Below are 14,655 nucleotides of genomic sequence, written 5' to 3' on the forward strand. Positions count from 1 at the left end.
TACTAAAATTAGTAGGTTCATTTTGCTTTCTAAGTCAATTTCTTTAACAACCTAAGCCACCCTATGCCTATAATCAGCATAGCGTTCTTTAAAGTCATTAAACAACAATTCGGTTTTCAATGATAAATCCTCGTCATAGGTAGGATAAGGAAGCTTCATATATAAGATGTCTTCTATAACCTTTTTAACAGCTGAAGACGTCTGGGTTTTCTCTGCCCAATGGCTTACTTGGAATTCCTGGTTCTTCAATCTCTTCAATAACTCCCTAGCCGCCTCTTTAACTTCTGCCTTTTCTTTATCTGTTATTTTCTTACCAGCCAGGAGCATATCAAAAACAGCCAACTCATCCTCCTCTAGACTCTCCCGTTCAGAGCGTTTTTCTTCTTCAGATAGCTCAGACAGCAACACTACCAACTCATCAAATATCTCTTTAATAGAGCGGTATTCTTTACCCCTATTATAATCATCAATTATTTCCTGGTAACGTTCATAATAATCAATGCGCATCGGGTTCTGGTTAAGCAGCCTATTCAATTTCTTCTGCACCTTATCCTTCAAGGATTGCACCGCTACATTTTGATTTCCCGTAGCCTTAAAAAATTCTTCTTCAATCTTTTTAAAATCCAAACTACTAATATCAATTCTCTGGCCATAGCCTTCCAGTTTCTCTAGCTGTAAATTCAATGTTGCAATAGATTGGTTTACTACATCCTGAACTTGCTTGACAATATGTGTGATGTCCGCCGCTTCAATCTTAGCATTTATCATGCTGTACAATGCATTTATAGCATCCCTCTGCGGCTTGTAGTCATAAATAGATGCATCGGGCATAAGAGCCTTATATTTTTTAAATACCTCTCTAGCTAGAACACCAAACTTCGCTTTAGTTTCATCCGTCTTACAGATGGCGTTATAACCCTCCTGGAGATACTTTATTTTTTTGAGATTGTCTTGTTCATCCAGAATTTTAGTGAGCTCGAATTTACACTCAAAACTCAAAAAGCCCTCAGTAGTCTTAATAGCCTCTTCAAGTTCTTGAATCAGCTCCTCTAAAGGTTTTACAGGTGCATCTTCAGACACTTCTTCAATATCTCCCCTGCTCCCTGTATCTCCATAAATGGCCAATGCCTCCAACAAAGCTTTATAAGTCTCAATATAGTCAACTATTAATCCGTTGTTTTTGTTCTTATGCACTCGGTTTGCCCTGGCGATGGTTTGCATCAAGGTATGTGATTTCAAGGGCTTATCCAGATACATGGTAGATAAGCTTTTCACATCAAATCCAGTAATCCACATAGCACAAACAATGGCAAACCTAAACGGATGGTCTTCATCTTTAAAATCTGTTTCCAGGTCTCTGGTATTCATCTTAAGCCTGTGCGGTTCGATATCCAGTCCCCAGGCTTCAAACTTTTCAATTTCATTTTGCTCATGACTCACTACTACACCTAGCTCTGTTTCTTTGCTCCAGTTCCAGGCTCGCATCCTATCCATTCTTTCCTGTTCATCTGTCAGCTTATTAATTTCCTTAAGCTCTTCCTCAAGATATAGCTCCCATTCATCAGTAATGAAATCATACATTTTCACAGCCGTCACCTTATCCAAGGCTACAAACATAGCCTTCCCCTTATACCCTCTCGTATTAAAATGCTTAACTACATCCTTAGCAATAGCCCTAAGGCGTTTCTGCGATGTCAAAATAGGATACTCCCTAGCAAACAGTTTTTTAAGTTTATCTTCCTGGTCACTGTCCAAGTCTTGCTGTTCTATGGCTTCCCTTATCTCCTGGTTTATGGTTGGATTATCAAGCTTTAATTTCTCTCCTCTGTTTTCATAATACAATGGAACCGTGGCTCCATCTTCAATGGAACGTTTGAAATCGTATTTGGAAACATACTCCCCAAAAATACGCTTGGTAAGCTCATCATCTTTGAACAAAGGCGTTCCTGTAAACCCAATGAACGAAGCCTTTGGCAATGCTTTCCTCAAATTCATAGCCAAGGTTCCTCCCTGGGTTCTATGGGCTTCATCAGAGATGACTATCAGGTTCTCTCGGTCTGTTATCTTCTCATCAAAATTGAACTTATGAATGATGGAAAACAGGAACCGTTTATCAGTCTTCAATAGCTCTTTCAGGTGCTCTCCGCTGGTGGCTCTTCCAGAGTCGTCCTTTACGGCTCCTACACCTGCAAAGGTGCCATAGATTTGCTCATCCAGTTCGGTGCGGTCTGTGACCAATAAAAAGGAATAACCTCCCCCTAACACCCTCAATATCTTCTGGCATAAAAACACCATGGAATAACTCTTTCCAGAGCCCTGGGTATGCCAAAACACCCCAAGTTTTTGTGCTTCTTCCTTATCTAAAAGTCCTTTCTTAGCATTTTCCTGCATCGCTTTAAAATGGGAAATAGCCCTATTCACCCCGACAAATTGATGGTTCCTGGCTACCAACTTTGCAATAGAACCAACAGAGGTATCATAAAGGATAAAATTCTCAAACAAGTCTAACAGTCTGTTCTTCTCACAGGTACCTTTTAGCATGGTATCCAAGCTCACGATGCCCTCATCTTCTTCTGAAATACGCTTCCACTCATGGAAATGCTCAAACTTGGAACTGATGGAACCTATCTTGCTTTCAACACCATTACTTAATATCACAAAGGCATTACAATGGAACATTTTGGGTATGGTATTTTTATAGTCGCTTAAATTCTTCTCATAGGCAGCTCTTAGCTTCACATTGATGCCCTTAAGCTCTATAAATACCAACGGAATACCATTCACAAATCCTACAATGTCCGGACGTTTTCTACGTTTGGATTTGCCCTCTAACCATAATTGCTGTACAGCGATAAAGTTGTTGTTCTCAGGATTAGTAAAATCAAAGACCTTTAGCTTTTTATTGCGGATTATCTCTCCTTTTTGGTTTTTGTAAGTAACAGGAATACCGTCTTTTAAATACTGGTATTTTTCATAGTTTATCTCTGTTAGGTCTTTAGTGGAATCACTGATGGTGATAAGGTCATAAGCTAGGTCGTAGGCTTGGTCTGGCAGGTTTGGGTTTAGATTTTTAAGAGCCTGATAAAACTGAGACTTTAAAATAACATCGGCTTCACTATCTCGTCCCAGAGTGCCAGACTCTCCAAAAGACTCACCCTCATATACATTGGCAAGTTCCCAGCCCAATTCCTGGAATACCTCCATACAGGTTTGTTCTATTAGCTGGTCTTCTGAATAATCTTTGCTCATTTTGACTATCTGATATCTTATAGATTTTCTATGCTTTTAAAGAACTCAAGGTCAGCTTTATATGTTTCAACATCGTTAATATACCTCTGGTGCATTTTTCTAAGAGCACTTAATTGTATTTCACCTATTGAATCTACGGTAATTTCACCGTCTCTAATTTTTTGTTCGATACTTTCAATAACTTGAGCAGTTTCATTTACCTTCTCAATACTGGCTCTAATTGCGTCATTTAAACCTTTAAATTTTTCCATTATTTATATTTATTATTAAACTTCTATAGTTCTATTCATTAAACGGGGCAACAAGATATCTCTGGCTGCTTTTAGTTTTTGGTTTTGCTCTTCTAATAGCAACATCTGTTTTAGCATTGGGTAAACTATATCCCCAAATTTTTGAACTATCTCTTTAGGAGGAATAATAACATCCAAAGATTTAAAAGTGTCCTTATTAAATCCATCCTGGGCAGCACGCTGTGTCATACTAACAAGACTTTCTTGAAAGTAATATGATTTAACATACCATCTTATATATTCTAAATATGCTTTATCATAAGGAATTATTTTAGCTAATGCCACATTATATGCACCTTCTATTCCCCAACAAATTCTTCCTACTGAGGCACCATATCTTGCTATCATGACATCCACTTTATTACATTTTCTCAGTTTATTTGTATCCTTAACATAAGCGATGTATGTGTCAGTTTTGTAATCCCGAATTTGAACCATTCTAACATAACCCTCTTTTAATTCATCCGACCACTTAGATTTGGGGGGTTGGGAACCTCCCTTAATATCAAATAAATCAAAAGCGGTTTGTTCTTCCCACCCCTCAGGCAATCCTGTTTCCTCATTTATAGATGTGGTTTCATGACCAGGAAAACGCAGGTTTACAAACCACTCTTTATAAATGTTTTGTGCAGCCTGTTCCAGAAGCTTGATACGCTTAAGGTTGTTTTCTATTAAATCATCATAAGCACTTAAAATATCTGCAATGCGTTTTTGGGTCGAGATTGGTGGATAATCAATTTCAAGTTTCGCAAGCTCCTTCCCTCTTATGCCTGCCTGAACTCCCTGTTGAACCAAACTTTTTATGTTACAATAAGGTGTCTTAAAATAATAGAAATAAAAATCAGGATTACACAACTCACCGTTTAAACGTACTCTTATAATATGTGAATCATAAACAGTTAATTCATCAACTTCCTTCACGATTGAACATTTCCCTGCTCCAGACAAAACAATCGACTGTCTTGCAAAAAGTAAATCATTCTCTTCTATTGAATGAGTCATCTTTTCCTTATCAGTTAGCGGTACCAGAGCCATATCAGGATTTTTAATTCTATCATATGCAAAAAGTTCTCCCATATTAATAAACTTAAAACCTTTCCCTCTTATCCTGCTAGGTTTTGTTAATCCATTTCTGCTAGGAACTAAATATAATTCTTCAAATTTTAATCTGTCCCAACTCACAACCCTAGCTCTTCTAAATTGGTTTGTATCTGTTCAGCCAATCTGTTGGCTTCTTCATTTAAAACTTGTAACTCTTCTTTAATAATCCCCATCTCCGTCTCATAATCAAAATCCTCATCCAGCTGGTCTGCTACACCCACATAACGTCCTGGAGTTAAGCTGTAATCATTGGTTTCTATTTCAGCTCGAGATACTACTTTACACAGTCCTGCTACATCTACATACTCCCCATTAGGAAAATGGTTGGTGAGCCACTCTAAGGCTTTGGTTTTGCCTTCTTGGGTGTACTTGTCAACCAACTCCTTAAACAAGCTATTATCGCCTCTATACAAGTTTACAATGGCGTGTATGCTTTCCAGATTTTCCTCTGTAAAATCATGTATCCTGGAGGATACTTTTCTATAGATATTTCGTAAGTCCAGCATTAAAGTCTGGTCTTTTCTGTTTTCATCCTGTTCTTTAGCTCGGTCAAAAAACCAAAGAGTACAAGGCAATGATACCGTATAGAAAAACTTGTTGCCTATAGATACCATTACATCAACAGCTCCAGTTTCCAACAGCTGCTTACGTATTAGCTTCTCACTATGTCCCGCATCAGAAGCAGAGGATGCCATTACAAAACCTGCTCGTCCAGTCTCATTTAAATAGCTGTAGAAGTATTGTATCCATAAATAGTTGGCATTGTCATTATTGGGCAATCCAAATGGTAATCGTGGGTCGTTCTTAACGCTGTCTTTACTTTTATCCACTCCATCCACATTGAACGGAGGATTAGCCATGACAAAGTCGCATTTGCCTACCAGTTCGTGTTTGTCCTCATAAAAGGAGTTTCCTTGTACAATATCACCATCTAGCCCATGCACTGCCATGTTCATCTTTGCCAGTTTGGTGTTGGTATCCGTTTTTTCCTGTCCGTAGAATGTTACCTTACTAGCAGCTTCAAATCCTTCCTCTTCAACAAAATGGGCAGTCTGTACAAACATACCTGCACTACCTACAGCTGGGTCTAGCACAGTGCCATGGTTAGGCTCTATAATATTAACTATGGTCTTTACCAATGATGGAGGCGTGAAGAACTCGCCACCTTCCTGGGCACCACTCTGGGCGAACTTGTTTAGGAAATATTCGTATATCTGCCCAAAAGCATCTCCTGACATATCATCAAGAGCTTCGTCATTAAATATGCGTATAAGGCGTTGTAATAAGTCTTTTTCAAATAGGTTATAGGTTTTAGGTAACACCCCTATTAAATCCTCATACTCGCTTTCAATGTTACGCATTGCCTCATTGATATACTCACCTAAGTCTTCGCTATCAGGAAGGTCTTTTATAGTATCCCATCTGGCATCCTCGGGAAGGAAAATGGCTTTGGCGTTTAGGAAGTCATTTTTGGTAATAGGTCTCACCCCTCTGGTAGGATGAACGGGTAAGGTTTTTTCTATCTCGTCTTTTGCCTTGATGAATCGGCTATGGGCATGTCTTAAAAAAATAAGTCCCAATACTGGGAAGGAATATTCGGTAGCTGTAAGCTTACTGTTGGCTCTTAAATCGTCTGCCGCTTTCCATAATCGGTCTTCAAGAGCTTTAAGTTGTTCTGCACTCATTAATTTAGGTTAGTCTTTTTTTATCGTTACGGGCTAATTTACAAAATTGAGAAGGAAAAAAACTATGGTTTTCCTCATGAATTATCGGTTAAAATGAAGCTGTTAATTTTCTACTTTTTAAGACCCGAAACCCCAAACTAGAAGAAAATGACCAAAAATTAAGCTTTTGTGATGTCTTTTTTAGGGTGAAAATCATCCTGTTTTTTACTCAAATGTTAAAAGGATTAGCTAATTCACCTTAAACATAAATAAGCTAATGTAAAGTAGTTATTAAAGAGCTGTTTTTCAGCTAGTTACGCACTTTAATAATTTCAAAATTAGATAATTTAAACCACTGATAATCAATATGTTAAAATTCTTCCATTTGCAAAAATAAACTTCAATATTGCAACTAGAAATCACAGACGTCTTTAGAATTTCAGCAATAACATTTAGGAAAAATTCCAATAACAATTTAAACCTCTTAAACCAATATAACAATGGAAAGAATATTATTTGAAGGCTCTTCTCCAGAAGAGTTCATAGCGAAGCTTTGCCTCAAATTTAATGAGATTATAAGCAACATAGTAGACAACCGTATTCAAGAACCCGAAAAGCTTCTAACAAGGGAAGAAACCGCCAAATTTCTAAAGGTGTCCCTACCTACTCTTAACAACTGGACTAAGGCAGGCGTACTAACCCCTAGATATTTAGGCAGAAGGGTATATTACAAAAAATCTGAAATCATTAACAACTTAAAAAACGATTAGTCATGATAGACAATATAAAGTTCAAAATATCTACCATAGACAAATTGAGGTTTGAGGAAAGTATCGAAAAAAATGAACTCATAAGTTTACGGTCAACTTTTGACAGACAAACAGGAGAAGCAAATGACTACCCAAAGGTTGGCCGACTCCAAAATATGGAAATTAGGATTACCAAAAAGGCCGCGATTGTAAAAGGAAGTATTCATAAGTACTACAATTTAATGAAGGGTTTAGGGAATCAAAACTACAATGACTTTAGTTTTAAACAGTTCAAGCTTGCAATAGATGACCTTTGCGAAAAGTTACAACTAGACAAAAAGGAAACTAAAATCACCAACTTGGAATTCGGGTTTAATATTACAGTAAGTAAAAACCCAAAGCTTTTATTAGATGAGCATATACTCATGTTTGACCTAAAAGACCACAACCGAAAACATAACTATAAAGGAAATGGGAGTTATAAAGAATTCGAAAGAACCGATTATAAAATTAAAATCTATGACAAGGGAAAACAATATTCAATTTTAGATAGAAATCTATTACGAGTTGAACTGAAAATAATAGCCTCAAGATACTTAAATAGATTAGGGATTATTAATCTAAATCAGTTAGGGAATTACGCTTTTAAAAGCTTGTTTGAAGCGTTTTTAACCCACTTAAATAAGTTAACGATTGTAGATTCACTTAAGGCTCCAGAGGATATTAGGATTGACCAAAGGATTTTGTTCGATTATTGCATTAACCCAAACCATTGGAGCCGCATTGGAACCCAAGAGAAGAAAGAAACCCTTAGGGAATTAAAAAAACTTATAAAGAAGTATCATCTAAATAAAACTCATTGTGTTTTAAGAGATGATATAATAACCAAATATCTTTTTTTAATGGATATAAAATCCTAACAATATACTGGTTTGTATTATAATGTCAACTATAAGACATATTACAACAAAGTAATTTAAAATCGTATTGCATCAGGAACGCTAGTAGCGTACCAACCGAGTTTAAGCAAACCACGGTGGTTTAGAATGCGGACTTTGTCAAAAAAAATGCCAATTATCCTTTTAGAATTCCTGATGCTCTTTACTTAGAGCTAATTCCAATAAACCCTTTCATATTAAAACCTAACCATATAACCTTATAATTTGGGTTGACCAGCGAATAATATCACGCCAACGTAACATGTATTGCAAATTCACAACAATTACAACATATAAACTCTCAATTAATACATTTACTAAGAATTTAGATTCTGTTTTTATAAAAAATGTTATAAATATTTGCAAACGAAGGATATATAATTAAACATTCCCCTAATAAGTTCTTTTTTCTATCATCCTCCTTGTTCAATTATTGCGGTTATACATCTTAAGTTAGCTTTAGTGCTTTTCATAGGACACGTTGTTGGCAGATCGTTTTTTACTTTTATCATATCCGTTATAAGTTTATTAAGTACATTAGAATGAAATTTAGAAATAGTATGAAATCTTATGAATGATGACATTCCAATATTAACAGTTTCTACTACTGAAAAAAATCCAAGTGGTTGGGGATTTCAAGCTAAGAAAAAGAAAGTATATGTGCTTGAAGATATTTACACTCCTTTAAATCCATTTAACAAATATTTTAAAAAAGAAAAAACAATACAATGGGTGTTAGAAAATGACCCATTAGAATTGCAAAATTTTTTATACCGAAATTCCGCTAACGCAACAGCAAATGATGCAATGAAAAAGTTAATTTATCCCTGGCATAAAGAACGACGAGAATTTGAGGATGATGAAGTTGCATTTATTTTATGGAAAGGAAATCATTTTCCAAAAAACGACATAATAATTAAATGGGATGATTTGGCTAAAGTCGAAATTAATTTAAATCAACGAAAAACTACCTTATGGCAACATATTAATATTTACGGTAATTCTAATAGGCTAATTTCTTTACATAAATTAAATCAAGCTCATTTATCAAAAAAGCTCTTAATGTTGATTGAGTGCGAAACAGTTGATGATAGAATCAATTTACTCAGAAGTTTTAAGTAAAATCAAGAACCATTGATTGATTCTGTAACCTTAAATTTTCAGCCCGTTCCAAAATGTTTGCCAACGGTTCGTGTAAGGATAGTTACGTGATTAAGCAACTAGCTTAACAAAAATGGAACGAACCAGAGGAAAATCCGCGAGGATTTTCAGAAGTGGGCGAGAACAAGCAATTACGAATAGCCATTGTTAGCAAACATTTTTCTTAACTTTATCCATCAACCTTTCTGTTATAATATCGGATATAGTTTCATAGTCCATTGAATTTTCAATTTTCAATTCTGTTTTCTTTTCTTTCTTTATTAGAGTTTCTTTCGCAGTTAACTCTTTCTTTAATTTCGTAAGCATTGTTTTAATTGTTAAAATAGTTAGCCATAAAATGTTTGTTCAAACTTTCTTCAAAGTAATGTTTTCTTTTTTTCCAAATAAAGCCGTCTCCCTTACTTATGATGGCAACATCAATTGGTCCACCTACACTTTCTTCAGTTGAGGAAATTCTTCTTTTTAAGTACGTTAAATAAATCAAACTTTCCGCCATTTCAGCCAAGTCTTCTTTAGAGAGTATCGCAACTGTGTCAAGAGTTGGCGAAACTTGTTTTTCTCTTTTTAACTGATTTAATTGTTTTTCAAATTCGGTTGTAAGAATTGACAAGTCGAAACCATTAATTTTTTGAGCTAATTCGTCATTCTCCCCATTTAATATACCTACGATTATATTTGTGTAGTCCGCGAGCAGTTTTTTGAATACAGTAATGTAAGTGTAGTCAATTTCTGGGTCAATACCTTTTATAAACATATTTATAACATCAGTTTGTGCATAAGGCATTATTGCTCCGTTATTGTTATCGGAAATTTCACAGCTGTCAAAATCGTAATATCGTAATCGGTTATCAAGGGCTTCTGCGATTTGAATTGAGACCATTGAAGGATAAATTTCCTTTTCTCCATAACCACCAAAAACAATACCTGTTGTAATTCCGATAAAGTTTGTTGTTTTTAAATGGTTATAATATAATTCTACAATTGCATTAAAAATATCATCATTGATTTCAATTCCGTCAAATATTGTATCGGTTACTTCTTTAATGCCTTCCTCTGCATACTCTTTAAAGTTCTCTAAGGAATAATCAGCAAAATCATTTAGAATGTTCGTAGCTCCATTATATGAATCGATATTATTTTGTAAATCCTCTAAAATGATTTCTTGGAATTCTACTGATAGTTCTTCCTCAGTTTTATCATCAGATAACTTTTCTATCATTCTGCCTTTTAGAATATCTAATTGCCAATAGAGAAATTGTTTTAAGTTTAATAATTGATGTTCGGGTGTAGTATAAAAATCTTTGCCTTTTAAGAATTTTAAAAAATCATCCTTGTATTCTACAACTGTATCAAAACTTTTGTCTTTAAGTTCCTTTCTATAAAGTTTGATGATAATTTCCCAAGGTGTCGACATAAAAGTAGAGGAACTATATATCATAATGCCTATTGGATGATGTTTTGATAATGTAAATAGCTTGTTAGCTGTATTGTAGATTTTTTTCTGATTACCTCCTGTTACTGTAACTGCACTATCAGCAGCCATTGTGACTCCGTGTTTATTTAATATACCGATTACTGCTGTCATAGTGTTTTTTAATGTTTGCTAACGGCCTGCGAGATGAAACGTTGCGCATTTCGGAGCACAAACCTATCAGCTCGCTAACCTGTTGATTAAATGTTATATTGTTCAAATTTAGCACTATCCGCGCAATGTTTTATGACCGCTTGTTGTCGCTAGTGCCTTATCTTCCTGTCGTTCAATTATATCAATCATTAATTTTTCGTTTTCTTTCATTCTTGTACAAAAGTCTGAAAAGTTTTCAGGTTGCTGAGGTATAGAAAGCGTCCAAATATTTACTTCTCCACCGTATCCATTCAATTGTCCAATATTTGTTTCCTCTGCTCTAAATTCATCATTGTCGGAAGGACAAATAAATCCGCCTATTTGAGCCATTTTAACATACATGTATGAAATTATTTGGTTCATATCATTTCGGTCTATATTTTCAGCTTTTTTCCCAGCCAACCGTTTGTATTTTGCATCAAGTATGAAATTCTCTTTCCAAAAGTCTGGGAATCTTTTACCTATCAAGTTTGTGAATAGATAAATTGCTCCTTTTGAACTTTTATTTTGTGGATGGTTAAATCCGCACTTATTTAAAAATGTATTAAGATACTCTTCCCATAACCATGCTCCATCAAAGAGTAAACCATATACTTTATCTTTTTCCTTACCATATTTCAAACCCTCATATCTCAAAATTTGCATACAAATCTTTTTTAATGCTTTATATTCAAAAAAATATGGATGTGAAAAAGGTTTTAGGTTTTTATTAATGATAGAAATTCTCTGCCCATATTCATAACTAGGTGTAACTTGAAAAATTTGGTTTACACAACTTTGTGTTTCTGAATCAAGATTTAAAACACCTTGCGCATGTTCATGCTGTTGAATAAATTCAATCGTATGTCTTATAAGTTGTGTGATTTTATTGTCAAAACTGTGTTCACGAACTCGATAAGCAATATTTCCAATAAAAGGAATATTCTGTCTTAAATGTCTATTAATGTCAATTGTTCCTCTGACATTTGAATCATTATAATTTTGTTTGTGATACTCTTTATATAAACCTTGTCTTAACGCCTTTTTCAAATAGAATGGAAACATATATAACAGAAAATCAAATATTGATTCATTGTTTATCCCATGTTTCAAATCAAAAAGGTTAATCGAAAATACCTTTTGAAGCATATAATGCAAAAAGTAGTCATTATTGTTTTTTGAAAATCTGGAATGAATTGTAATTTCACTGTTATTTATTCCAACAAAACCCATAATATTTCCAGTTGTCAGAATAGACCCATGCAGTGAAAAAATGTACTCTTCACTTATCTTGTCGCTTGTTTGGTTTAAATCGTTTGGAAATACTAGCAGATTTGGATTATCCTCCAAAATTAAATCGCTAATTTTTTTATTTGCAATTAAATTAAGGTCAGGCAAAAAATCTTTTTCAATTTCCTTTCCGCAATTATTATCAGTCGTTCTCAACATTACTTTGGGATTCTATGATAACTTCGTAAGCAGTTTTTAATTCATTTAGACGTAAATCACTGTCAGGAAACCCTCTTAAATATTCAAACAATACACCTTCTAAATGATTTTCCCAAAGCTGGTCAAAATTTCCATTATAATTTTTAAGTTTTAAAAAGTAAGCTGGGCCAATATGAAAAGCAGAACCCAATCCCTGAATTGCCTCAATTTTTGAATTTAAAGACTTCATTCTATTCGAAGCTTCGTCTTTCCAATCGTCAATTGCACCATCCCACATTGAAACTCTATCAATTGCTTTTATTTCTTTCCAAGCAAATCGTCTGCGCATTGCAAAATCGAATGATTCGACACTGCGGTCAATGTCATTCATCGTACCAATGATGTAAACATTTTCTGGAATATAAAATCCTTCTTTAAAAACATCACCATCATCTTGAAGGTTTGTATATTGAGTTTTTACTCGTCCTTTTTCACCTCTATAACCTGCATCTATTGAGAAAAACAGTTCGCCAAACACTTTTGAAATTTCAGCTCGATTAATCTCATCAATTATGAACACGAAGATATTGTTTTCTGTCCCTTCTAATATTGCTCCTTGTTGATAATCCTTTAACTGAAAGTTTTCTTTCATGTATTCAACAACCTCCTCCATATCTCTTTGAAAAGCTCCAGACGGTCTTGCTTTTTTATTTTGATATGCATCATAAACATTCTGTTTAGTAATAGTGAAATTATATTGCGAGGGAGTATTTAAAGACGAATATTTCAGAGAATCCTTTGTTGAAAGGCTATATTCCCAAGAACCTATTTTTGTTAACTGACTATTTGCTAGATTATTTTTTACTAAAACAAGTAAATTATCCCATGATTCCTCAAAATTATCAACTTCATTTGTCGTGTTTGCTTTTAATGCTTTACGACAAAACTCTTTGAAGGCTCCATCTTTTCTACCAAAGCCTATATTCCCGTTTTCATCAGGCGATGTCGGTCTTAATCCTTCAACAAAATCGGTATAATCATAAGATGGATGAAATTGAACAAATTCAGTTTCTGCATTTAATGCTTTTGCAATTTCTTTTGCTAGATACGTTTTACCTGTTCCTGGTGCTCCTGTAAGAATTAAATTCTTATTGTTCAAAAGCAAGTCAATATATTTTTGCATAGAAGCTTCGTTTTTTTGAATTAATAATCTCTCATTTTCAAAGTATTCTTTTAAATACCATGCAAATACAGAACTGTGCCAAGAGTCTTTAAAGTCAACATTTGAATTACAATATTCAATAAAATTAAAGTTGTCAGTTAACCATTCTTCTTGGATTTTTGGGTAGTCATGAAATCGATTCTTTAGTTTGGCAATCACCTCTCTTAAGTATCTGTAATTTACTACTGTTGTTACAATGTTTGGAAGAAATGCGGCAACAACTCTATTTGTTCCAGAAGGTCGATTACCAGTAGTTTGTTTTCCCAAAAAACTGACTATTTCCTTATATTGAGTTTTACTTATTTGATTTTTTTCTGCAATATCCTTTATTACAGGTTGTATTTCAGACCAGTTGTTTTTAATTTTCTCAAATTCTTCCCAAGTAAAGTTACCTTGTTGTAAATCTGATATACCATTTTTAGTTGTGTCTTTAACTAATTTTTGAAATACAGAATTTGTCCAATTATTATTAATAGCTTGTTCTTTATATTCTTGTACTGACTTTTTGTATGATGGAAACCAATCAAAAAATACCCAGTGTCTATTTTCAATTGCTGTATCATATATTTTTTGCAACAAGTGTTTTACTTTTATATTCAATTCGTCCATTGCCTGCACTAATTCAGGTCGTATTGTCCATTCAAAGTATCCTCCTACATGTTTCCCTTTCATTGGGATTATCCAATACGTAGGTTTTCCATCCGTACCAATTATGTCAAATCGGTTTAATTTTTTCTGAACTGCTTTTGCAAAATTTGTTATTATTCCGTTAAATGATTGAGGGGAAACATTGTATTTGTCTCCAAGTGCTTTGCATGTTGATTTGTGATTAGGTTCTGAATGAAATTTAATCAGGGTGTCAATATACTTTCCAAAGTTTTCATCCTGAAGAATTCCTTTCCAGTCTTCGACAGTCAAATCAATGTCACACAAATATTCTTGGTCTTGTACTGTTACCTTTTTTATTTCCATTTCGATTTTTCAATTTTGCACTACCGCTCTTTTGCATTAGCGACAATTTGTTGCATGTGCCTAAATATAATCCTTTATCACAATTACCCTCGGGATATTAGGAGTTTTTTGGGCTCATAAAGGGTTCTTATTAACGATGTAAAAAAACACCTAAGCGTCTCCTACAGTGATACATTAGGAACGCTAGTAGCGTACCAACCGAGTTTAAGCAAACCACGGTAGTTTAGAATGCGGACTTTGTCAAAAAAATGCTGTAAATATTTCTAACCCAAGAGTAC

The 14,655-nt window shown here is 34.4% G+C and carries 10 protein-coding genes and 1 riboswitch; of the genes, 3 read left to right on the top strand and 7 right to left on the bottom strand.

All coding sequences use genetic code 11. From position 1 onward, the window contains the following. Positions 1 to 51 precede the first annotated feature (51 nt). Genes LOK78_RS01975 through LOK78_RS01990 form a run of 4 tightly spaced genes read right to left on the bottom strand, consistent with a single transcriptional unit; the run spans position 52 to position 6,325 of the window. The gene (locus tag LOK78_RS01975; RefSeq protein WP_232633326.1) at positions 52 to 3,249 is read right to left on the bottom strand and encodes a type I restriction endonuclease subunit R; all 3,198 of its coding nucleotides are present in this window, start codon (positions 3,247 to 3,249) and stop codon (positions 52 to 54) included. 17 nt (positions 3,250 to 3,266) lie between these two features. After that, entirely contained in the window at positions 3,267 to 3,500 is a 234-nt protein-coding gene (locus LOK78_RS01980; RefSeq protein ID WP_232633327.1) for a hypothetical protein, read from the bottom strand. A gap of 15 nt (positions 3,501 to 3,515) precedes the next feature. Then, the gene (locus tag LOK78_RS01985; protein WP_232633328.1) at positions 3,516 to 4,721 is read right to left on the bottom strand and encodes a restriction endonuclease subunit S; all 1,206 of its coding nucleotides are present in this window, start codon (positions 4,719 to 4,721) and stop codon (positions 3,516 to 3,518) included. Beyond that, a complete protein-coding gene (locus tag LOK78_RS01990) occupies positions 4,718 to 6,325 on the bottom strand; it encodes a class I SAM-dependent DNA methyltransferase (RefSeq protein WP_232633329.1) in 1,608 nt (535 codons plus the stop codon). The genes LOK78_RS01985 and LOK78_RS01990 overlap by 4 nt, the downstream gene beginning before the upstream one ends. Before the next feature lie 479 nt (positions 6,326 to 6,804). On the opposite strand from LOK78_RS01990, the gene LOK78_RS01995 reads away from it, so the two are divergent. From LOK78_RS01995 to LOK78_RS02005, 3 genes are all read left to right on the top strand, one after another. Further along, entirely contained in the window at positions 6,805 to 7,074 is a 270-nt protein-coding gene (locus tag LOK78_RS01995; protein WP_232633330.1) for a helix-turn-helix domain-containing protein, read from the top strand. A 2-nt stretch (positions 7,075 to 7,076) separates the two neighbouring features. After that, the gene (locus tag LOK78_RS02000; protein WP_232633331.1) at positions 7,077 to 7,973 is read left to right on the top strand and encodes a hypothetical protein; all 897 of its coding nucleotides are present in this window, start codon (positions 7,077 to 7,079) and stop codon (positions 7,971 to 7,973) included. A 64-nt stretch (positions 7,974 to 8,037) separates the two neighbouring features. After that, positions 8,038 to 8,129: riboswitch (SAM-I-IV-variant riboswitch) on the top strand. 432 nt (positions 8,130 to 8,561) lie between these two features. After that, entirely contained in the window at positions 8,562 to 9,113 is a 552-nt protein-coding gene (locus LOK78_RS02005; protein WP_232633332.1) for a hypothetical protein, read from the top strand. A 349-nt stretch (positions 9,114 to 9,462) separates the two neighbouring features. Here LOK78_RS02005 and LOK78_RS02010 read toward each other — a convergent pair whose 3' ends face one another. The 3 genes from LOK78_RS02010 to LOK78_RS02020 all read right to left on the bottom strand — a co-directional run bounded on the left by LOK78_RS02010 (position 9,463) and on the right by LOK78_RS02020 (position 14,377). Continuing rightward, positions 9,463 to 10,737 (bottom strand): hypothetical protein, encoded by a 1,275-nt coding sequence (locus LOK78_RS02010; RefSeq protein WP_232633333.1) that lies wholly within the window; start codon positions 10,735 to 10,737, stop codon positions 9,463 to 9,465. A gap of 114 nt (positions 10,738 to 10,851) precedes the next feature. Beyond that, entirely contained in the window at positions 10,852 to 12,204 is a 1,353-nt protein-coding gene (locus LOK78_RS02015) for an McrC family protein (RefSeq protein WP_232633334.1), read from the bottom strand. After that, positions 12,188 to 14,377: an McrB family protein gene (locus tag LOK78_RS02020; protein ID WP_232633335.1), complete on the bottom strand. Its 2,190-nt coding sequence runs from the start codon at positions 14,375 to 14,377 to the stop codon at positions 12,188 to 12,190. The genes LOK78_RS02015 and LOK78_RS02020 overlap by 17 nt, the downstream gene beginning before the upstream one ends. Positions 14,378 to 14,655: the final 278 nt, after the last annotated feature.

Source organism: Mangrovimonas futianensis (assembly GCF_021245805.1).
GTDB lineage: Bacteria > Bacteroidota > Bacteroidia > Flavobacteriales > Flavobacteriaceae > Mangrovimonas > Mangrovimonas futianensis.

Excerpts from the sequence above, each read along its gene's own strand:
- LOK78_RS02005 (WP_232633332.1), top strand. The coding sequence starts at position 8,562 with ATGAATGATGACATTCCAATATTAACAGTTTCTACTACTGAAAAAAAT.
- LOK78_RS02000 (WP_232633331.1), top strand. The coding sequence starts at position 7,077 with ATGATAGACAATATAAAGTTCAAAATATCTACCATAGACAAATTGAGG.
- LOK78_RS01995 (WP_232633330.1), top strand. The coding sequence starts at position 6,805 with ATGGAAAGAATATTATTTGAAGGCTCTTCTCCAGAAGAGTTCATAGCG.
- LOK78_RS01980 (WP_232633327.1), bottom strand. The coding sequence starts at position 3,500 with ATGGAAAAATTTAAAGGTTTAAATGACGCAATTAGAGCCAGTATTGAG.
- LOK78_RS02020 (WP_232633335.1), bottom strand. The coding sequence starts at position 14,377 with ATGGAAATAAAAAAGGTAACAGTACAAGACCAAGAATATTTGTGTGAC.
- LOK78_RS02015 (WP_232633334.1), bottom strand. The coding sequence starts at position 12,204 with ATGTTGAGAACGACTGATAATAATTGCGGAAAGGAAATTGAAAAAGAT.
- LOK78_RS02010 (WP_232633333.1), bottom strand. The coding sequence starts at position 10,737 with ATGACAGCAGTAATCGGTATATTAAATAAACACGGAGTCACAATGGCT.
- LOK78_RS01990 (WP_232633329.1), bottom strand. The coding sequence starts at position 6,325 with ATGAGTGCAGAACAACTTAAAGCTCTTGAAGACCGATTATGGAAAGCG.
- LOK78_RS01975 (WP_232633326.1), bottom strand. The coding sequence starts at position 3,249 with ATGAGCAAAGATTATTCAGAAGACCAGCTAATAGAACAAACCTGTATG.